The 20,227-nt window shown below is 39.4% G+C and carries 17 protein-coding genes and 1 tRNA gene; all 18 read right to left on the minus strand.

All coding sequences use genetic code 11. The features are described from left to right. Positions 1-334: 334 nt before the first annotated feature. On the minus strand, positions 335-1,744 hold the full coding sequence (gene cysS / locus C5L21_RS00005; protein WP_085699995.1) for a cysteine--tRNA ligase: 1,410 nt from the start codon (positions 1,742-1,744) through the stop codon (positions 335-337). A 138-nt stretch (positions 1,745-1,882) separates the two neighbouring features. Beyond that, positions 1,883-3,100, minus strand: a complete 1,218-nt coding sequence (locus C5L21_RS00010) for a phosphoglycerate kinase (RefSeq protein WP_004904976.1) — start codon at positions 3,098-3,100, stop codon at positions 1,883-1,885. A gap of 80 nt (positions 3,101-3,180) precedes the next feature. After that, entirely contained in the window at positions 3,181-4,014 is an 834-nt protein-coding gene (locus C5L21_RS00015; RefSeq protein ID WP_085699997.1) for a glycosyltransferase, read from the minus strand. Further along, positions 4,011-5,447, minus strand: coding sequence for a glycosyltransferase (locus tag C5L21_RS00020; protein ID WP_085699999.1), 1,437 nt, complete (start codon positions 5,445-5,447; stop codon positions 4,011-4,013). Before C5L21_RS00020 ends, C5L21_RS00015 begins: the two co-directional genes overlap by 4 nt. Positions 5,448-5,580: 133 nt before the next feature. Continuing rightward, positions 5,581-6,261, minus strand: a complete 681-nt coding sequence (locus C5L21_RS00025; protein WP_085700001.1) for a DUF4811 domain-containing protein — start codon at positions 6,259-6,261, stop codon at positions 5,581-5,583. Position 6,262: 1 nt separating this feature from the next. Continuing rightward, positions 6,263-7,765 (minus strand): MDR family MFS transporter, encoded by a 1,503-nt coding sequence (locus C5L21_RS00030; RefSeq protein ID WP_004904987.1) that lies wholly within the window; start codon positions 7,763-7,765, stop codon positions 6,263-6,265. Between the two features lie 112 nt (positions 7,766-7,877). Further along, a complete protein-coding gene (locus tag C5L21_RS00035) occupies positions 7,878-8,558 on the minus strand; it encodes a type I pantothenate kinase (protein WP_085700003.1) in 681 nt (226 codons plus the stop codon). Further along, positions 8,555-10,921, minus strand: coding sequence for an RNA polymerase recycling motor HelD (gene helD / locus C5L21_RS00040; RefSeq protein ID WP_133285970.1), 2,367 nt, complete (start codon positions 10,919-10,921; stop codon positions 8,555-8,557). Before helD ends, C5L21_RS00035 begins: the two co-directional genes overlap by 4 nt. A 143-nt stretch (positions 10,922-11,064) precedes the next feature. Next, a tRNA-Glu gene (locus C5L21_RS00045) sits at positions 11,065-11,136 on the minus strand. Positions 11,137-11,266: 130 nt separating this feature from the next. Continuing rightward, positions 11,267-12,502 (minus strand): NADH-dependent flavin oxidoreductase, encoded by a 1,236-nt coding sequence (locus tag C5L21_RS00050; protein ID WP_085700007.1) that lies wholly within the window; start codon positions 12,500-12,502, stop codon positions 11,267-11,269. 34 nt (positions 12,503-12,536) lie between these two features. Next, the gene (locus C5L21_RS00055; protein ID WP_004904992.1) at positions 12,537-13,451 is read right to left on the minus strand and encodes a helix-turn-helix domain-containing protein; all 915 of its coding nucleotides are present in this window, start codon (positions 13,449-13,451) and stop codon (positions 12,537-12,539) included. A gap of 145 nt (positions 13,452-13,596) precedes the next feature. After that, positions 13,597-14,196, minus strand: a complete 600-nt coding sequence (locus C5L21_RS00060) for a LysM peptidoglycan-binding domain-containing protein (RefSeq protein ID WP_004902041.1) — start codon at positions 14,194-14,196, stop codon at positions 13,597-13,599. Positions 14,197-14,346: 150 nt separating this feature from the next. Beyond that, positions 14,347-15,852: a bifunctional metallophosphatase/5'-nucleotidase gene (locus C5L21_RS00065; RefSeq protein ID WP_085700009.1), complete on the minus strand. Its 1,506-nt coding sequence runs from the start codon at positions 15,850-15,852 to the stop codon at positions 14,347-14,349. 46 nt (positions 15,853-15,898) lie between these two features. Continuing rightward, positions 15,899-16,708: a phosphonate ABC transporter, permease protein PhnE gene (gene phnE, locus C5L21_RS00070; RefSeq protein ID WP_004902045.1), complete on the minus strand. Its 810-nt coding sequence runs from the start codon at positions 16,706-16,708 to the stop codon at positions 15,899-15,901. An 11-nt stretch (positions 16,709-16,719) separates the two neighbouring features. Continuing rightward, positions 16,720-17,541 (minus strand): phosphonate ABC transporter, permease protein PhnE, encoded by an 822-nt coding sequence (gene phnE / locus C5L21_RS00075; RefSeq protein WP_004908818.1) that lies wholly within the window; start codon positions 17,539-17,541, stop codon positions 16,720-16,722. Further along, positions 17,541-18,287, minus strand: a complete 747-nt coding sequence (phnC, locus tag C5L21_RS00080) for a phosphonate ABC transporter ATP-binding protein (RefSeq protein WP_040190669.1) — start codon at positions 18,285-18,287, stop codon at positions 17,541-17,543. The genes phnE (C5L21_RS00075) and phnC overlap by 1 nt, the downstream gene beginning before the upstream one ends. Positions 18,288-18,407: 120 nt before the next feature. Further along, entirely contained in the window at positions 18,408-19,454 is a 1,047-nt protein-coding gene (locus C5L21_RS00085; protein WP_004902050.1) for a phosphate/phosphite/phosphonate ABC transporter substrate-binding protein, read from the minus strand. A gap of 323 nt (positions 19,455-19,777) precedes the next feature. Next, on the minus strand, positions 19,778-20,227 hold the full coding sequence (locus C5L21_RS00090) for a F0F1 ATP synthase subunit epsilon (RefSeq protein ID WP_004902052.1): 450 nt from the start codon (positions 20,225-20,227) through the stop codon (positions 19,778-19,780).

Raw genomic sequence — 20,227 nt, forward strand, 5'->3', positions numbered from 1 at the left:
TTATTTCGTCGCTTACTTTCGCTCGCATCGCTTTCGCTTTTTGACAACTTTATTACTATACTTTATTCTTCTCGCTTTGTCAACTACTTGCTCGCGTTCTTTTTCACTCGCTCACACCGTTGCTCTCTTTCGCTCTTAAGAACATATACTAATATACCAACCTTTTCCCCCCTCGTCAACTACTTCCTTTACTTTGTTTTTACTTCTGTACACTTTTTAATTTATAATCCATTTCGTTCTTTTTTTGATAGTATAATACGATTTATTTTAAATAATATTCGCTTTTAATCATTACAATAAAAAAGTAGCAACTTTTAGTTGCTACTTTTTTATTTTATGCGTGATGCCATCTTTGTCCTTGTGTCGTATCTTCTACAATAATACCCATGTCAGATAGTTGATCACGCAACTGATCAGAAAGATTAAAATCACGAACTGCGCGTGCTTGGACGCGCTTATCTAAAAGTGCCTGTGCTTCTGCAGATAAGGTTAAGTGTTCAGATAAACCATTAATACCAAAGACATTCATCAAATCAGCTATAGCATGTGTGAGTCGTGTCGCCGTATCTAACTTTATCTCATCGCGACTAGCATAGTTATTCGCTATGGTTACCAACTCAAAAATCGACGCGATAGCATTTTGCGTATTGAAATCATCATCCATAGCCTCTCTAAAATGACTGATATGTTCTGCGATCGCATAATCGACGCTGTCATCGTGTCCTGTTTTGGCTGTACTTATTCGGAAAAATACATTACGATATGCAGTTCGAATACGTTCTAATTCAGCACGTGCCTGTTCAAGCGTATCCGGCGCATAGTTAATCGGTCGGCGATATTGTGTTGTTGCTAATAAATAACGTATGACCATTGGATCATCATAATGGGCTAACATATCATGCACTGTCGTAAAATTACCCAATGATTTCGACATTTTTTCATCGTTGACATTCACAAAACCATTATGTAACCAATAATTAACGAAAGTTTGACCTGTCCTAGCTTCAGATTGTGCGATTTCATTAGTGTGATGAGGAAAAGCTAAGTCAATGCCCCCGCCGTGAATATCGATAGTATCGGCTAAATACTTTTGTGCCATAACCGAGCATTCAATGTGCCAACCTGGCCGACCCTTACCCCAAGGAGAAACCCATGAAATCTCATCTGAACTATGGCTAGCCTTCCATACAGCAAAATCAATCGGATCTTCTTTACGTGTTAGCTCCTGATCATCTAATCTACCAGCCGCGTTAGCCTCCATCTCAGCTAAATCTTGATGGGCTAATATGCCATAGCCTTTGAATTTTTTAGCTCGAAAATAGACATCCCCTGCTGATTCATAAGCATAACCCTTATGAATCAAATCTTCAACAAACGCAATAATATCTGGAATCACCGCTGTTGCACGCGATCTTGTTGTTGCTGGCTTAATATTTAGTGGTATAGTATCCTCATCAAATGCCTGAGCATACTTGTCTGCGATTGTCATTTCGTCAACGCCTTCTTCACGTGCGCGTTGAATAATCTTATCATCAACATCGGTAAAGTTAGACACATAGTTTACTACGTAGCCACTATATTCTAAATAGCGGCGTATCACATCAAAGGCAATAGCTGACCGCGCATTGCCAATATGGATATAATTATAGACCGTGGGGCCACAAACATACATATTAACCTTACCTGGGGTAATAGCGTGGAAAGCTTCCTTCTCGCGTGACAAAGTATTGTATACGTGAATCATAGTAAACTCCTTTGAAAAAATAATTCTTCTTATCCTTTATTATACAGGAGCGCTCATTATTTCACTAATAAAACCCGTGCAACATCATATAATATTAAAATAAAAAACAGTTTCCTATAGGAAACTGTTTTTTATTGATTATTTTTCAGAAATTGAAGCAATACCAGGTAATTCTTTACCTTCAAGGTATTCTAATGAGGCGCCACCACCAGTTGAAATGTGTGATAACTTATCAGCCACACCCAACTGTTGTACTGCAGCAGTTGAATCACCACCACCAACGATTGTTGTACCACCATTTTCGGTCACTTTAACTAGTTCTTCACCAATTGCCAATGTTCCCTTGGCAAAATTAGGCATCTCGAACACACCCATTGGGCCGTTCCAAACAACTGTCTTAGCATCAGCTAAAGTATCTTGTAATAACTTGACTGACTTAGGTCCAATATCTAGACCCATATAGCCGTCAGGAATACCCGCTGTAGCATCAACAACTTCTGTTTTGGCATCGTTTGAAAAGGCATCAGCAGCAATTGAATCAACTGGCAAAACCAATTTGTCACCAGCTTCAGCCATCAACTCCTTAGCTAATTCAACTTTATCAGCTTCGAATAATGAATTACCAATCTTTTCACCCTTCGCGGCATCAAATGTATAAGCCATACCACCACCAACAATAACTTTGTCGGCTTTAGCCAAAAGTGACTTTACAATTTCGATCTTGTCTGACACTTTTGCACCACCAATGATAGCAACAAAAGGACGCACTGGATTGGCAACAGCATCACCCAAGAACTTGATTTCTTTTTCCATTAGGAAACCAGCAGCTGCTTGAGAAACATTTGATGCAATACCAACGTTTGAAGCATGGGCACGATGTGCTGTACCAAAGGCATCGTTGATGAACAAATCATCACCCAAGCCAGCCCAATACTTACCCAATTCAGGGTTATTCTTTGATTCGTTTTTGACTTCAACACCGTCAACAACGTCTTCAAAACGGGTGTTTTCAACCATCAACACTTCACCATCTTGCAAAGCATTGATTGCTGATTCTAATTCTTCACCACGTGTATGTGGTACGAACTTAACATTTTTACCTAGCAGTTCACCTAAGCGTGCAGCAACTGGCGCCAATGATAATTCTTTCTTATCATCTTCTGACTTGATACGACCCAAGTGTGAGAATAAAATTGCACGTCCGTTATTTTCCAAAACGTACTTAATTGTTGGCAAAGCTGCCACAATACGGTTATCGTTACCGATAACACCTGCCTTGATAGGCACGTTGAAATCAACGCGCATCAATACTTTCTTACCTGAAAGTTCCAAATCTGAAACAGTCAATTTAGCCATGATAGCCTCCAAAATTTTATTGTTACATACTCATTATAAAACAAAAACTAGTCGTTGTGTTGTGATATGTGAAATGATAATCAAATTCTCACAAGTTTAACATGATTTGTTGGTAACCCTGCACGTTTCAAGTAATCAAAATTTGCATCTGTCATTCTAATTTCACCGATAGGTGACTGATGGTCAGTTAAAATCTGCCTTAATCTTGGTTGTAAATTACTTGCACTATCAGTTAGATTGTCAATTAGTGTTAATATCGTATGTTTTGGTACAAATGTTAATTCACGTCCAAATTGCGTGATATTTATCGTTTGATTAGTCTGCCGGTTAATAACAGCTGCAATATACTGTTCAGCAGATTCAAATTGTTGCCCATTAGCGTAGACAAAGTCACGCCTTTTATTGAAGTAAAAATCCCTGACAACTATCGCTTCATCACCAAAGAAAAATTCGGTTACAAGCAACTGACCATCACTAAAATACTGGGTCGCAAACCGTTTCCCATCGCGTTGATAGATGTCCTTGTAGTCAATTTGGCCGCGGCTGTCTTGCCAAGCTACCGCTTGAACAATACGTTTAGCATCGCTATACCAGCGCACTTTGGCTATTTCGCAACCTAAACTCATAATACTTTTTGTCCAATCAGCGTTGATAACAAAACGTGCATTGTTTGGGACTGGTAAGTCTGTCCACCAAATACCTTTTGTTTCATCTATAGCCGTCAAATACCGTTGCGCATAAATGTCAAAAACCTGATAAGGGGCTAAACCTAATTGCCTTGCTAAATAACTGGCATCTTCATGTGGCGTTGCCACCCACAGTTCTGAACTCTTACCCGTCCTGACTTGTTCAATTTGCCATGACACGCCAGGTAAGGCGCTATCAGACAAAGAATTGATAAGTTCAATTGTCATCGTAAATCACCTACCAATTTTTCCCATGCTGTACTAATTTGCTGATTTGTAAATGCTTTCGCTACGTTTTGTTGCCCAATAGACAATGTATCATACACAGTCAGTAAACGTCTCATAGCACGTGCCAAGGCGGCAACATTTTTATCTTTATCATCAGTGATTGGCACCAATATACCGTTCTCATTTGGCCGTATCAGTGTCTGAGCACCATAGCTGTTTTGATAACTAACAATCGGCAACCCTTGTGCCATCGCTTCAACATAAGTTAGCCCAAAGCCCTCTGAATAAGAAGCTGAAACAAATGCATCGTAGGCTTGTAGTTCTTCTGATAAATTTTGACTCAGCCCGTTAATCTTGACACTGCCCGTCATTTGCTCATCATAGATGAGCCGACGAATATTTTGCTCATCTGCACCAGACCCATAAATGGTCAAGGTTGCCGATATACCATTCGCCTGTAGTTGAGCCAAAGCTAAAATAATATGACTAATATTTTTTTCCGCATGCAAGCGTGAAGCTGTTACAAATCGAATAGCATCCCCAGACAAATGGCGTGCCTTTGGCACGCGGTCAACACCACCAACTGGTATAGCATATAATTTATCGGAAATATTTGTATTTCCTAAAAAGGCCAATTGCTTTAAAATATCTTGCTTCTGCAACATCGTTGAGACCACAACAGCATCTATTTGATTAAGATGGTCAAACAAATATTGATAATGGTTATTCCATAATAAATGACCACCTTGCTTTGAAACAAAATGTGCAGCGTGAATAATCGCAACAATTTTCAAATTGATTTGCTGTGACTTAAGCTGCACAAGTACCTCCTCATTATCACTACCACGATCAATAAAGTAAACATTATGATGAAAGACACGTTCTAATTGCTGATAAAAGAAAAGTAAGAGTGCTTCATAAGTTGCAAAAAAATAATCATCCTCATAAAAATGATTGAGGTGTATATTGACCATTCGCTTATGATTCCCTGTACCTAAATAATGCCAACTCATTTGATGTTGGCCATTTTTTAGGATGACACGATGATCAACATTAATCTCACGTGATGTTGACGAATCATAAAAACGTTTTTTATATGTCGTTGCCTTAAAATTGCCCGTCGTCTGTCTGATAACCAGACGATGAACCCCCTTAGTATCATAGAGCACGTCTTCATGATAAGTATGTTGAAAAGCTTCGCCATCGCGTAAGTATTGCCTTGGATCATCACTTAAAAAAAAGTCATATAACCCAATAACATCGTTTTCAGCAATTTGCCATTCCGACATATGTTGATGCAGTTGTGGTAGGTAATCCGTAAAAATATATTTAAAAGGCAAGTTGCTTTCTTTGAATCTTGCAGCACGATAAAATTGTGCGTGCTCAACACCACTATTGCTATGTCCCATGCCTTTATTAACAAAAAAATGCATATTGCGCCTCCTAGTAAATCAAGATAATCACTGACTGTTGCAATGACTTACTTACGCGTGCTTGTTGACATTATCATAGCATAAAAGCGATAACCTCTAAATAAGAAGTCATCGCTTTTATCAGTCTTGAACATTACTTTTGATTATTCAAAATTTTTTTAACTTGTTGTGCTTGTAGGCTGGCAGCTTTATCTGGGTCAGTTTTAGCTAAGGCCGCTAACTGTTGCTGTTGCATTGCCATTGCTGCTTTCTCTTCTGCAGATTTTGGCGTCATCTTAGCTGGTAAAGCTTTCGCTTGTTCAGGCGTCATGGCTACCCATGTATCTGGTACTTGATACACAATGTGATAATTTTTAAGTTGATGATTGTTATCCGCTATACCGAACAGTAAACGATATAAATCTGTTTTATAAACGTAACGCGTTGTTTTAACAATACGATAGGCTTTATTACCAGCAACAGACACTTGGCGTGATGATGTTTTCAGGTCAGGTTTTGAAACTGTTACTCGACTAGCTGTTGCGGATGACTTATAAATATAAGCATTTTCTTTACCATCACTACCGACACCTTGATAAAGTAAAACACCAAAAGTTTGTTCAGCAGGGCCAGCAGAATAAATTTCTTTTTTGACAGTTGTTGTTTCCGTCTTCATCCCATAATGATCATGCATGTTTGCTACAATAGCAACGACACTGGTAATGAGACCAGCAAACATGATAATTGTCACCAAATAACGTAAAATAGGCCTTTTCATGACCATATTAGCCCAGAAAGCTAGGATTGCAAAAATCGCCATAATTAAAATAATCATGTTATCTATCCTCCTTAGCTGGTGTATTAATTTTCCCACTATGCAGCAAGAAGGTAATCAACAAGGCTACCACCGCAAAAGCTGCTGCCAGTAAAAATGATGCATGGAAACCATTAAGTGTTGCATCAAGCGCTTTTTGACCAAATGCTAACGGGTCCTGTCCTTTTAAGCTTGATTTAGGCATATTATCCTTTGTGACAGATTGCATCACAGAAGCAAGGACCGCTGTCCCCAATGATGAGGCAACCTGACGCATGGTGTTGTTCGCTGCAGTACCTTGGGCAGCAGTTTTAGGTGACAGTGCGCCCATCGCTGAAGCAGTCAGCGGCATCATTGTCATCGCAATACCAAACATACGTAATGTATAGAATGCTGTAATATAAAATGTTGGTGTATCTGCTGTCATATAGAACAACGGTACTGTCCCAATAATCAAAATAGCAAACCCTGTCATGGCTAGTCGTTTAGCACCATGCTTATCATAAAAGGCACCAGCAATTGGTGACACGATACCCATCATTAGCGCACCGGGCAATAAAGTTAAGCCAGAATTCAATGGTGTTAAGCCTCTAATATTTTGCATATAAATTGGCAAAACCATTTCAACACCAATCATTGCCATCATAGCTAACGACACTAGAATCGTCGTAATGGTAAACTGCTTTGATTTGAAAACGGACATATCTAAGAAAGGCTTGTCCATCTTAGATTGATGCCACATAAATTCAATGACAATCAATAAACCAACAACAAGTGGCAGGATCACCTTGACACTACCCCAACCATTTGAAGCAACCATAGCAAATCCATAAAGTACTAATCCGAAACCAAATGTTGACTCAATCAATGATCGCACATTTAAGGTGACTTTTTGAGTTGGTAATACATCGTGAAAAAGGAAGATAGACGCAATCATCACAACAATAACAACTGGCAGAACGACACCAAAAATTGAACGCCAAGAATTAACGAGTGTCAATCCTAAAATTGTATGATCTTTTTCTAAAATCCAACCTGACATTGTTGGGCCAATAGCTGGTGCCATACCGATTACCAAGCCACCCAGACCCATTGCTTTACCACGTGATTCCGCATCAAACAAAGACAAAGAAACTACCTGCATTAGTGGCATCAAAACACCAACAGCCATCGCCTGCAAGACACGGGCAACCATTAACAGCCAAAATGCATTAGTTGGTGTCACGAAAGCAACAAATGTCCCTACCGTAAATAAAGCCAAAGCTGATAAATACAGTGTTTTTGTCGGAATCCTTGTCGTTAAGAATGCTGAGACTGGCACCATAATACCGTTAGCCATCAAAAAGATAGTCGTTAGCCATTGCACAGTAGAAGCATTAACATCAAATGCTTTCATCAATGCAGGTAATGCTGTTCCTAATGCTGTCTGCATCAACATTACTGAAAAGACACCAACCAGCAAAACCATCATCATCGCCATGCGATTGACTGGTTTGCCATGGGTGTCACGTATTTCATCACTCATGTTTATTATTCCTTTAATTAAATTATTATATTGTCTGAGTCGCCATCATTTAACGACCATGTTCAATATGATACGCTTAACAAAATAGATTGTCAACAAAGTTGACAATCTATTATAAATTTTTTATTGTGACTTGTTGCACATCATGATACTGGTTTAGTTGTACAATGGCATTGGCGTATTGACGACTGGGTAAGATAAACTTTTCAAGGTTTACCTGATTAGTTTCGTCCCACGTTTGCATCACTAAATCCGTTAAATCACCTAAAGGCATTTTGGTATATTGATACCGCCAAGACGTTGGATCAGCCTTGGCTAAGGCTGTCATTTCTAATGTCCGTGACAGGTACCATGCCTTAATATCATTTAAATCAGTCTCTAAATAAATTTTATAATCTAAATGCATCAATTGTAGGGCCACAACGCCTTCCACAATTAATATTTTAGGTCTAGTTATTGTCTGCAATTGTTTCGGATCTATGTCGGCAATTTCTTGATTATACTGTGGGATGGTAACAGTCTCATGCCCATCATAAAAATCACGTATCACTTGATTTAACCGCACTAAATCATAAGTCTGAGGAAAGCCCTTTTCATTGAAAATGTCCTTCTCAGTCAACAATGCATTAGACATTAAGAAGTCATCCGTACTAATAATTGCTGTGGTTACATCGAACTGTTTAGCCAATAAACTCGCAAAAGTACTTTTACCCACAGCTACAGAACCAGCAATACCTACTGTCATAAAAGTCCCGTCATATTTTTTTAACAGATCGGCAATCAAGGTATTCATGACTCAACCTCATACAATTTTTCAGGAACATGATCTAGCAAACAAGAGACTTGCTTTTCGGCTAATAATGTCAAACTATGCATTGCGCGACTGGCGACAGTATACAGCAAACGCCTTTCTGAATCCTGCCCATAACGTGTATTATCTGCGTGCCAGATAATAACGGCATCAAATTCCAATCCCTTAGCTAAGTAGGATGGCACAATAATGGTTCCCTGTGCCAAACGCTGATTCTCTGATTGAATCAATGTCACACTGGTATCTTGTAGCTGCTCGGACAGCAACTGAGCATCTGCCAACGTCTTTGTAATAATGGCTGTCGTATCGTGTTGCTGTGAATACTCAGTTAATTGTTGCTGCAATTGATGTAACATGTCAGCTTCATTTGGTGACAACTTAACCCTAGGTTTTTGCCCTGAACGGTTGAAAGCCTCAATATTTTGGCCACCTTTGAGAATATATTTCGTAAAGTCAGTAATTTGCTGTGTCGAACGATATGTTTGCGTTAAGTTGACACGCTCAACACGGTCACTATCGAACAACTTAGCAAAATCACGCGACAAGTTATTCGCATTATCTTTCGTAAAAATTGCTTGATTTAAATCACCCAACACGGTGAATTTTGCCCGTGGAAAACTGAATTTCAGAAAAGCCAATTGAAATGGTGTGTAATCTTGAATTTCATCAATAAATAGGAAACGAATATCTCTTTCCCCTGTTTTACCAGTAATTAAATCATACAAATAAAGATATAGTGTTGTGTCAGTTAGCGATAACTGTTTATTTTTCAAATTATCGATGACTGTCTCAACGTGTTGCTGCCACTCAGATAAAGTTAGGTCAAACTGCGCTAAATCTAAGTAATTTGGTAATTGACGTAACAAGTCAACGAATTGGGCATTAATATTTAAAAAACTACCGCGTCTGATTTGACGCGCTAACGGTTTCAGTGCTTGCGTAACAATTTGGCGAGATAAGAATTGGCGTTCGGCCTTTTCACTAGCAAATTCACGCGCCTTAGGGCCATCCCCCAGTTGCGCTTGACGTGTCCGCGAAGCGGCGTCATTTTCTTGATCATCGCCAACACGCACTTTCCCAGCACCCACTAATGTATCATATTCTTGCTTGGACAAATTCTCAATGGCAAGTTCAACCCAATCTTTGCGCATTTCTGACCCAATGCGCGCACTCAAACTACGCATGAGTGTATCACGCGTGGCGTCCAGTCGTTGGCTCAATTTATAGTTATCATTGTATTGATAATAAATTTCTGCAATACGTGTCTTAGAAATTAATGGTTCGCCACGGAACATCAGCGATCGCAATTTTAAATCTTTACGGTTCAAGTGTTGGGCATAGGCTGTAACAGCATCAAACATTGCTAAGCTCCCCTTAGCTAAAGCGATTGTGGATGAAGTTTGATCTTCTTCAAAACGCGCTTGCAACGTCTCAACTGCCATTTTTGGCAATCGTCGTGATGCATACTGATAAAAAGTCATTTGCACCATGTTTTGTTCACCTAATTCTGGTAAAACATTATCAATATAGTCGTTGAATAATTGGTTTGGACTGAATAACACAACTTGGCCTGACGTTAATTTACCACGATAACGATACAATAAGTAAGCTACACGTTGTAGAACAGCTGCCGTTTTTCCTGATCCAGCGGCACCTTGAACAAATAGCAAATCAGCGGCAGTATTACGAATAATTTTGTTTTGCTCTTTTTGGATTGTGGTGACAATAGATTTCATTTTAGTTGATGATTCACCCGATAAGGCGCTCATCAACATCGCATCACCTATAGCTTCTTCCGTATCAAACAATGTAACAATCACGCCATCTTCAATCTGGAATTGCCGTTTTAATGTGACGTGCGCACGCTGAGAACCATCAGGGGTTAAATAGGCCACATCACCTATACCACCGTCATAATAAATAGACGCCACCGGCGCACGCCAATCATAGACTAAAAATTTGTTGTTATCGTCACTAAAAGAGCTCAAGCCAATATAGATTGTTTCTGCTTCACCACTGTCCGTAGCTGATTCGCTGAAGTCAATACGAGCAAAATAGGGTTTGTCAATTTGCTGCGTCAAAGTTGTAAAACGATGTTCTGCCCGCGTTTTTGAATTCTCACGTTCAGACAACATTTGCTGTTGCTGACGGATAGAAGCCGCTGTTTCGACAATACCAGAATAAGTATCTGTTTTTAGTCGCACGTCACCCCAACTCTGAGATACAGTGTCAATATGCTTATTGGTACGTTTGATCTCAGCTGCTGTCGTTTTAAGCGACTTTTCCATAGCTTTCAGCGTTTTGTTAAGATATTGTGTTTCATCAATTTTGATTTGATTATCCAATGTGCATCTCGCTCTCTTAAAAATTAAGTGTTTTAATTATACGCTTTATCAGAGTAGAATACAAAAAAGTGAGCAGTTTATCTCAAAAATAAACTGCTCACCCGCACAATATAAAAAGCCGCAACCGAAGTTGCGACTTGATATAGCTCGTGAGAGAATCGAACTCTCGATTCCGCCGTGAAAGGGCAGCGTCTTAGCCACTTGACCAACGAGCCATGGTCAGTGATGTCTGTATTGCTATCAGACAACTATATTAGTATAGCAAGAAAAAATAATCACGTCAACACTTTTTTTAAAAAATAACGCATCTCTGAATTCAGAAATAGTCTGTATGGTAAAAAAGCGCTATTTTTTAGGCTTTAATGTCATTAGCTTAGTCGGATCTATTGGCTTTCTATCTGACAACGTGTCATGTTTATAATATTGCCAAGGTCTCTCTGGATTGAATTCGGGATCAGTTGTCAATGGTAACCCATTCCGAAACCGCGTCAGTAACCAGTTTTCCAGTGGTTTAGGGATAGCTAATGTCTCAAATTCACTTGGTGACAACGCATAGCGAATACTTTTTTCATCGTTTGCAACGATTTTTTCGACCCAGTTAGGGTCAATAATGAGTTGACGTCCTAACGCAGCAAAAGTTGCGCCCAAATCCATTAGCGCTTCAACCTGACCTGGTTGCTTAAGTAGACCAGCAACCATAATAGGATACTGATCCGGCAAAGCTTGACGATAGCGTGACACAATCGGCGTGGTATCCTGCTTATCTCGAAAGGACGTCTGGGTTGCATCTTTTAACGATAAGTGTAAATAATCAACCGGTAACTGTGTCAGTTTTTGGGCAAAAGCAATTGAATCAGTTAGACTGATACCCGGCGTCGTTGATTCTTCGGGAGACTGTCGATACCCTAGCAGAAAGGGCTTTTCCGCATATTTTTTAATCGTTTGCGCTACTTTTGCCGTCACCGCCAAACCAAAACGGCTTCTTTTATCGCGCGTACCACCCCATATATCTTCACGTCGATTACTTTCTGGCGAGAAGAATTGCTGAAGGAGATAAAGATTGGCACCATGAATTTCAACACCATCAAACCCAGCTAAAATCGCACGTTTTGTGGCTTGCGCAAAGTCGTTTATATTTTGCGCAATCTCCTCATGCGATAAGGCACGTGGCTGCTCGTGTTCGCCATGTGGGTAAGCTTGAGCGGAAGCCGAAACCGGTTGTTCGCCACGCAATATGGTTGTCGTTGATTGTCGCCCAGCAGCAACTAGCTGCAATACCGCTTTGGCACCACCCGATTGGATAGCACTTGCTAAGCGTCTTAAGCCAGGTATTTTATCATCATCAGCAATGCTGATTGCGCCTTCCCAGCCACGACCCAATGGGTTAACATAAGCTGCTTCAGCAATAACTAATCCGACACCTTTTGAGCGTAATTGATAGTAAGCAAGTTCGTCGGTTGTCACGCTGCCATCTTCAAAAGAAGCTCGCAAAGTCGTTGGTGCCATAACCACACGATTTTTCAAGGTAATGGCTTTATTTGGGAAAATAAAATTGTCTAAAAAATCATAATTCATCTGCATTGTTCTATTATAATCCTAAAAAATGTATAGCTACTTATTTTTTACCTAATACAAGTGTTTTTAATTGATTAAAGTTGTGCTGCATGATTTTTTCGTATCTGAGCCACTGTTGCTCGTGCTGCATAAAATATACCGCTTCAGTCAACTGACTGTACAACGCCTTAGATTGTGCAATTTGGTTAGATCTAAGCGCAACTATAATACTGGTCATTTTTTTCAATGCATTGGCATGCCAACTAAATTCTTGTGACGGTACTTGTAATAAATGTCGTGCTATGTCGTCAGCAGCAGCAAACTGTTGTACCTGTAATGCAGCAATTATCATTTTATAGTGTAATTCAACTAAACTGTCCAAGATAAATGGTTGACTGTCACCGGATAATGTTGAAAAGTGCTGCCTTTTTGTTAAGTTATTAACAATTTGATTATAGCGTAACTTTACTTGTTCATAAGGTAAATAAAGCATTGTATTTAAAAATATTCTGATTTCATTTTTTTCACAATATTTTGTTGTCCCAATAATCTCTTGTATCGTCGCGCGCATGTTTTGGATATACTGCTCTTCTTCTTGTGCACTGGCTGTTAAATTAATCCGATGGAGCACTTGCAATATCGGCCCAACACGATGTGAATTTTGATATAAACTGACGGCTTGTGTCACGCTATCAGTTAAAGACACAAACTGTCCAGAGATCACTTCAGCGATCTCATTTTCAGGACGCAATAACATGGCATAAGTTAAGAACTCATCGAAATCAACCCCCAAAGCCGTAACAATTGACATCAATCTTGTCATTGCTAAATCACCTTCACCATTGAGATAAGCATAGAACCGACTACGCGAAATGTTGGCTTCCGTCAATATCTCTTTGACGGATATATTTTTTTCATGAAAAAAATATTTCAAAGCATCACTATAATAATTTTTTCCCGCCTGCATTTGTCCCATAATTGCCCCCTAAAAAACTGTTATCACATAACAATTATTATAAGTATACCTAGCTAACAATAGCCCTGTCAAACAATTAGTGAAAAAAATAACACAAAAAAAGAGCTACGATTGTAGCTCTTTTAATACAATAATATGCTTCTAATTAATACCAACCTGTAGCTTGTGAATGTGCCCAAGCATTTTCAGCTGTACCATAACGCGCTGAAATGTATGACTTCATGGCATTCAATTGATCATTGTAGTCAGTTGAGTTACCACCGTATACGGCACGAGCTTGTGGTGACAATTGACCAATACCGAAATATTGTCCATTGGCTGCGTTAACATTGCCACCTGACTCACGAGCAATCAAAGCATCTAAAGCAGCAGAAGAAGTGGCTTGTGGTGCAGATACTTGTTGTACTGGTGCTGGTGCTGCAACAGCCTGTTGTACTGGTGCTTCAACTTTAGCAGCAGGTGCAACAACTTGTTGTGCTGGTTGGGCCGTTGCTGCCTTTTCAGCGAAACTCAAGTGTTGACCAACAACAATCATGTTCACATCGCTAATGTTATTGTTTGATGCAATTTTTTCAACCGTTGTGTTGAATTCTGATGATAACTTGTTTAATGTATCACCTGACTTAACAATATAATCTGTAGGTAAGTTTTGGTTTGTTGTGTCCGCATTGGCGTTTGAAGCACCGAATGCAAATGCACCTGCAACACCTGCAGCAATTGTTAATGACTTTTTAAAACTAAACATGTAATTTTGACCTCTTATATATTTATTTACTTACGTTGTGTTCTTACGTTATGTACAATATTCTATGCTCGAAATATAATAGCCAAACATCGGAACCGTTTCAGTTATATTACGGTCTGTTATTTATTAAACATAATAGTATATATGTGTTTAATAAATAACCTTTAATTGCAGTTTTGGTGTTTCTGGTAACTGATTGTGTGCTTTAAAATACGATACCAACATATCTTGAATCGTCTCATCCCCACTAAAAATCGTTTCAGCATCGCGATAGGCTGTGTAATCGCCACCACCAGCAGCACGATAACTGTTCATCGCGACCGTAAATAAATCACTATCAGCAACCGCCTGACCATCAAAGCTTAGTTCTGTGATACGTTGTCCTACTGGTTGCTTAACATCAATGGTATAACTAATGCCAAATGCCAAATCATAGTTGTAGTGTTCAACCTTAGGGTATAGCCACGATGGATTAACTGTCAGCTTGCCGGATTCAAGTACAAAATAATCCGCAGTATGCTCAAGCGCTGTTTTTAATGCTGAACCGCTAACACGTTTGGTGACTAACGTATTGTCAAACGGATAATTTTGTAAGATTTGACGTAATGTGAGGTTGGCTGGTAATTCTGATGGATTATTATTCAAACTGACAAGCGCAATGTCAGCTTGCGTTGCAGAAAGCTCAACATGCGCAATCCATTGTAATATATCATTACCAAATTGTGCCAGCGCTAAAGGTTGCGCTAGTGGTATGGCACTTGTTAATTGCGTAATTGGTTGATCCAGCCACCTTTGGACACGTTCATTGAGTGGCGCCAAAGCCGCGACAATGTCGGGACGAGCCGTATGACCTACTGATGCCGTTGTGGCATTAAATACCCATTCAGTATCATGCTTCGTGCCAATAATTTCTGCATACATACGTGCTTGATTCGGCATTTGTAATGTTAAAACCCCATTAACAACTTGTGGTGCAACATTGCCGTGCTGATGCCCTGTTAATAAGATATCTAAATCCAGCTGTTCTGTGAGTTGATAGGCAATATTTTCATCTGTTTGACTCAATTGTTGTCCCGTAACTAAATCACGCTCGTACCCGCCATGATAAACCCCGACAACAACATCCGCATTTTCTCTCAAATACATCACTGTTTTTTGTGCTTTAATGCGTGGTGACTCAATACGAATACCAGCCAAATGTTCAGGATTTTCCCAGATATTAATATAATCAGTCACCAGACCAATCAACCCAACGGTCGTGCCATCAGCTAATGTTTTGATTTGTGCTGGGTACAGTGTTTCACCATTGCTGTCTGTAACATTTTCAGCAATAACCGTTGCGTTTAATTGTGACAAATGTTTCTCTAGCGCATGATAGCCGTAGTTAAAATCATGATTTCCCAAAGTCACGTAATCATACCCCGCAAGATTCATTGCGGTTGTCACCGCATCTATATCCTGGTGTTGCTGTAGGTACTGTAACATTGGTGAGCCCTGATACATATCGCCACCATCAATAATGATTGTGTTTCCATCCTTGTGGAAATTATAAGCAGCATTGGCCATGCCAAGTGACTGATTACCTGATTGTATATAATCTGTTGGTAATAAGTAACCGTGAACATCTGACGTATAATACAATTTAAAGTGCTTCATCATTTTCTCCTAAAAAAAGACGACCTAACTGTCGTCCCCTTAATATTTAACCATGTAGAATTTTATGTCTCAGCTTATCTGATAAAATTTCTACCACGAAAACGAGAACAAACAGGCCAATTAAAATCGCCCCTACTTGATGCCAATGGTAAGCACTTAAGGCAAAAATCATTGGTGCGCCAATCCCTCCAGCACCAACTAACCCCAAAATTGTTGCTTCTCTCAGATTCATATCAAAACGATAGACTAAAATCGAAATGAAATCAGGCCCAAGCTGTGGTAAAACACCATATCGTATTTTTTGAAAAAGTGTTGATCCAAAAGCATCTAATGACTCTAAAATACCCGAGTCCAAATCTTCAATCGTCTCAATAAATAGTTTAGAAATCATGCCGATTGATACAATGGCCAACGTCATAACCCCTGCAAAGGGTCCCGGCCCAGTCACACGAATAAACATTAACCCATACACTAATGATGGGATAGTCCGTATAGCCATAATAATGAACCGCGTGACTAACACAACTGGTTTTGGCACAATATTAGTCGCTGAGATAAAAGATAGTGGCACAGCAATGATTGCCCCAACCAACGTACCCAAGAAAGCAATGGCAATCGTTTGTAGAATTAAATACATCACACCACTATCGCCTAAACCAAATAATAAGCTAGTATCTGGTGTGAATATGCCTGTTAAAATATTTTTCCCAATGTCAAAACCTTTTGTTGTCATTTGGGCCCCACCCAAAGCGGGTGAAGCGGACAACAGTAAGATGAGCAAAATTATAATTGTAACAGCATATTGTAGACCACGCCGTGGTTCTTTACTGAGAACTGACTCTAATTTCTTATTCACGTGCGCTCTCCTTAACTTAAATGCTTTCGCAATTTTTGACTCGTCGTTTCAATAATCACGACTGCAACAAAAATTGACAATAAAATCATTCCGACACTCTGGAATTCACGCCAACCAATTTTCTCATTCAAAATCATACCAATGCCACCAGCGCCAACATAGCCTAGTATGGCGGCATAACGCACATTTCCTTCAAAAGCAAATAATGACGTTGAGAGATACGTTGGTAATATTTGTGGCAAAATCGTTGTAATAAATGAACGTGCTGGGCTTGCCCCCGTGGCAATGAGTGCTTCGTAGGCACCCATATCAACTGTTTCAATATATTCAAACAGTTGCTTACCCACAAAACTAAAACTAAACAAAAAAATTGCCACAGTACCAGCAAACGTACCCAAACCAAAAATATAAGTTGCAATCAATGCTGAGACTAATGTCGGAATTGTTCGCACGACTGTTAAAATAAAACGCACAACTAAATTCACAACACGATTACTCGTCACATTGTTAGCGGCAAGAATGGCAAAAGGTAACGCCACAACAGCACCAAAAAATGAGCCTAAAAATGACATCTGAATGGTCATCAATAATGGTCGCCAAACTTGCATAAAATAAGATAATTTAGGTGGAAACATGCTGCCAAAAATTTTCCAAAATCCTGCAAAGTTGGTAAATAAAGTGACCAGACTAAAGCCCGTCACCCAAACAGATATGGCGATACCAATAATGAACAAAAAGAGGATTAGAGGTAGTCGCGTAAATTTTTGAGATACTGTTTTACCATTACCCAATGTGTAACTTTCAGCTTCAAATAACTTATCATACCAACCCATTATTCAGCCTCATCTTTACTATAAATAACATCTAGTATTTCTTGTGTCATCCCACTTACCGGACCATCATAAACCACTTTTCCAGCGCGAATGCCAATAATACGCTTAGAATATTCTAAGGCTAGGTCAACATGATGAATATTAATCAGAACAGTTTGCCCAAGTTCTTCGTTGATCCGTTTAAAATCATCCATCACTTCATGAGCCGTCACAGGGTCTAATGCCGCCACCGGTTCATCCGCCAATAAAACACTTGGATTTTGTGTTAATGTACGTGCCAATGAGACACGTTGTTGTTGTCCCCCAGACAGTTGGTCTGTCCGTACAAATGCCTTGTCTAGCATCGAGACACGATCTAATGCCTCCAAAGCGCTTATTTTTTCTTCCTTAGAAAATAAACCAAGTAAAACGCGCCAAAAAGGCATATCCGGCACTAATGAGCTCATCACATTCTTAATCACAGAAATACGTGGTACCAAATTGTAGGACTGGAAAATCATACCAACTTTGCGACGATACTGGCGCAATGCTTGACCCTTTAAGGTTGAAATTTCCACACCATCAACCATTAGGCTACCTTCAGTAATGTTATTTAACCGATTAATTGTGCGAATAAATGTTGACTTACCTGCTCCAGACATGCCAATAATACCAATGAACTCACCATCTTGAATTTCTAGATTAATGTCTTGTAGGCCTTTTACACCGTTGGGGTAAGTTTTTGAAACGTGTTCAAATTTAATCATAGTTGCCGTCCTAATTTTTTATATCATGCCCTTATGGCCTTAACGCAAGAAAAGCGGCGCTTGTATGCGCTGCTTTTCTGGTATATTTAGTAAATTATCTGTCACATTGTACGTAACAAATTATTTTTGAGAATTCTTTAACACTTTTTGTGCTGCACGTTCACCATCATAATTTGATGATTTAGCTGGTTCATAGCCTTCGTGTGAGTAAATGGCAATAACCTGCTTACCTTCTTTTGTTTTAGCTAAGTTAATAAACGCCTTTGACAACGCCTTCTCAAATTCTGGCGTCATTGTTTTTGACTTTTTTGATACGGAAATTGTGTCGTTATAAATTTCTTGTGATACGCCAATAACATTTGTTTCTTCCCATATTGACTTTGGTTGCTGATAATCTGTTGTCCACAACTTAGCAAAGTCGCGGCGGGCATCACCGTAAGTTGGCATGATATCGATTTGTCCTGAAGCCAAACGCGCCATACCTGAACCATATGAATCAACTGTCACTGTGTTTTTCAAATCAGCAACCGTCTTCTTATAATTTTTATTCAACCATAGTGATGGGTAAATATAACCAGCAGACGATGTTGTTGAAGACAATCCCCACTTTGCTGAGCTCAAATCATCCCATGTCAACTTTTGACCAGCATTAACTTTTTTAGCTAGCTCTTGTCCCTTAGCTGAAGGACCTGCAATAAAGATTGAGCGGTACTTTGATGACTGTTCTTTGATTTGTTCTGTTGGCTTACCGTCGTTCCACTTGGCAGCATCAGAGAAGTTTTTGTTAAGGCCAGCACGTGTTGCTGTCAGCAGTGGCTTGACACCATCTTCATACATGACATAAGTACCACCAGGAATAAAGCCGATGTCTGCAGTGCCTGATGTCAAAGCTTCACCAGCCGCTTCGTAGCTTGTTCCAACTTTGATATCAACATTATCAACCGTATAACCTTCTTTTTTCAATTGATCTTTCAATAGACCTTTCAACGGTGCTGTTGCTGTCACAATCTTATCAGGTTGCTTTGATGGCACAAAATAGACTTTCAAATCTTTAATCGTTTTATCTGATGTCGACTTTGCCCCTGTATGGGTAAATCCAAAATAGGCTGCAATCGCAATAACCACAACAATAACGATGCCTGCGAGTGTTTTCGCATTCTTGCTCATAATGCTTCTCTCCTGTGTACCAATTGGTAATTTATATGTTACAAATACTACATCTACTATCGTACACAACTATCATCAAGCTTTTGACGATATTGGGTAAAGAGTTTGTATATTTGTTTCCTCTACCAATATATCAGATAAAATATACTTATAACTTTATAGCAAATTATAGTTTCCTCATTTTAAAATGAAACGTCCGGCTCTTTCCGAACATTAAACGAAAATAAAGCATTGAAGACGAACGTTTGACTTTTATAGAAGCCTTAAGCGGCATTAAAAAAAACCGAACGTTTAATGTTCGGTTTCATTTAACAAATAATACGTTATTGTCCTTGCCTAATTGCGGCAACATGAATACGGTTAACCGCACGCATTAAAGCAACACGTGCCCGTTTCAACTCCGCATCATTATTGTCATTTTGCGCATGGGCAATACGCGCTTCAGCACGTTCTTTAGCACTTTGCGCGCGTGTCACATCAATGTTACCAGATGTCTCTGCACTATCTGCAATCACAGTCAACAAATCATTAGAGAATTCAGCAATACCACCATTAACAGCTAAAGTCTCGTGTTGACCATCTTTTTTAACAAGTAATTCGTTAATTGTCAAAGCAGCTAAAATTGGCACGTGCTGACGCATAATACCGATTTGACCACCCTGTGTATTAACAACGGCCAATTCAACATTGGTTTCGTTGTAAATTTCACCTACTGGTGTCACAATTTGTACGGTAATTCCTGTTTTCTTTGGTGTTGTCGTCTCATCTGCCAT

The sequence above is a fragment of the Leuconostoc citreum genome, assembly GCF_004354555.1.
Taxonomy (GTDB): domain Bacteria; phylum Bacillota; class Bacilli; order Lactobacillales; family Lactobacillaceae; genus Leuconostoc; species Leuconostoc citreum.

Bases quoted from the DNA above. Each gene is read 5' to 3' on its own strand.
- phnC (WP_040190669.1), bottom strand. From the start codon at position 18,287: ATGATTAAATTTGAACACGTTTCAAAAACTTACCCCAACGGTGTAAAA.
- C5L21_RS00015 (WP_085699997.1), bottom strand. From the start codon at position 4,014: ATGACAATTGAACTTATCAATTCTTTGTCTGATAGCGCCTTACCTGGC.
- C5L21_RS00060 (WP_004902041.1), bottom strand. From the start codon at position 14,196: ATGTTTAGTTTTAAAAAGTCATTAACAATTGCTGCAGGTGTTGCAGGT.
- C5L21_RS00090 (WP_004902052.1), bottom strand. From the start codon at position 20,227: ATGGCAGATGAGACGACAACACCAAAGAAAACAGGAATTACCGTACAA.
- cysS (WP_085699995.1), bottom strand. From the start codon at position 1,744: ATGATTCACGTATACAATACTTTGTCACGCGAGAAGGAAGCTTTCCAC.
- C5L21_RS00050 (WP_085700007.1), bottom strand. From the start codon at position 12,502: ATGCAGATGAATTATGATTTTTTAGACAATTTTATTTTCCCAAATAAA.
- C5L21_RS00065 (WP_085700009.1), bottom strand. From the start codon at position 15,852: ATGAAGCACTTTAAATTGTATTATACGTCAGATGTTCACGGTTACTTA.
- C5L21_RS00055 (WP_004904992.1), bottom strand. From the start codon at position 13,451: ATGGGACAAATGCAGGCGGGAAAAAATTATTATAGTGATGCTTTGAAA.
- C5L21_RS00030 (WP_004904987.1), bottom strand. From the start codon at position 7,765: ATGAGTGATGAAATACGTGACACCCATGGCAAACCAGTCAATCGCATG.
- C5L21_RS00085 (WP_004902050.1), bottom strand. From the start codon at position 19,454: ATGAGCAAGAATGCGAAAACACTCGCAGGCATCGTTATTGTTGTGGTT.
- C5L21_RS00010 (WP_004904976.1), bottom strand. From the start codon at position 3,100: ATGGCTAAATTGACTGTTTCAGATTTGGAACTTTCAGGTAAGAAAGTA.
- phnE (WP_004908818.1), bottom strand. From the start codon at position 17,541: ATGGGTTGGTATGATAAGTTATTTGAAGCTGAAAGTTACACATTGGGT.
- C5L21_RS00020 (WP_085699999.1), bottom strand. From the start codon at position 5,447: ATGCATTTTTTTGTTAATAAAGGCATGGGACATAGCAATAGTGGTGTT.
- C5L21_RS00025 (WP_085700001.1), bottom strand. From the start codon at position 6,261: ATGATTATTTTAATTATGGCGATTTTTGCAATCCTAGCTTTCTGGGCT.
- C5L21_RS00035 (WP_085700003.1), bottom strand. From the start codon at position 8,558: ATGAATACCTTGATTGCCGATCTGTTAAAAAAATATGACGGGACTTTT.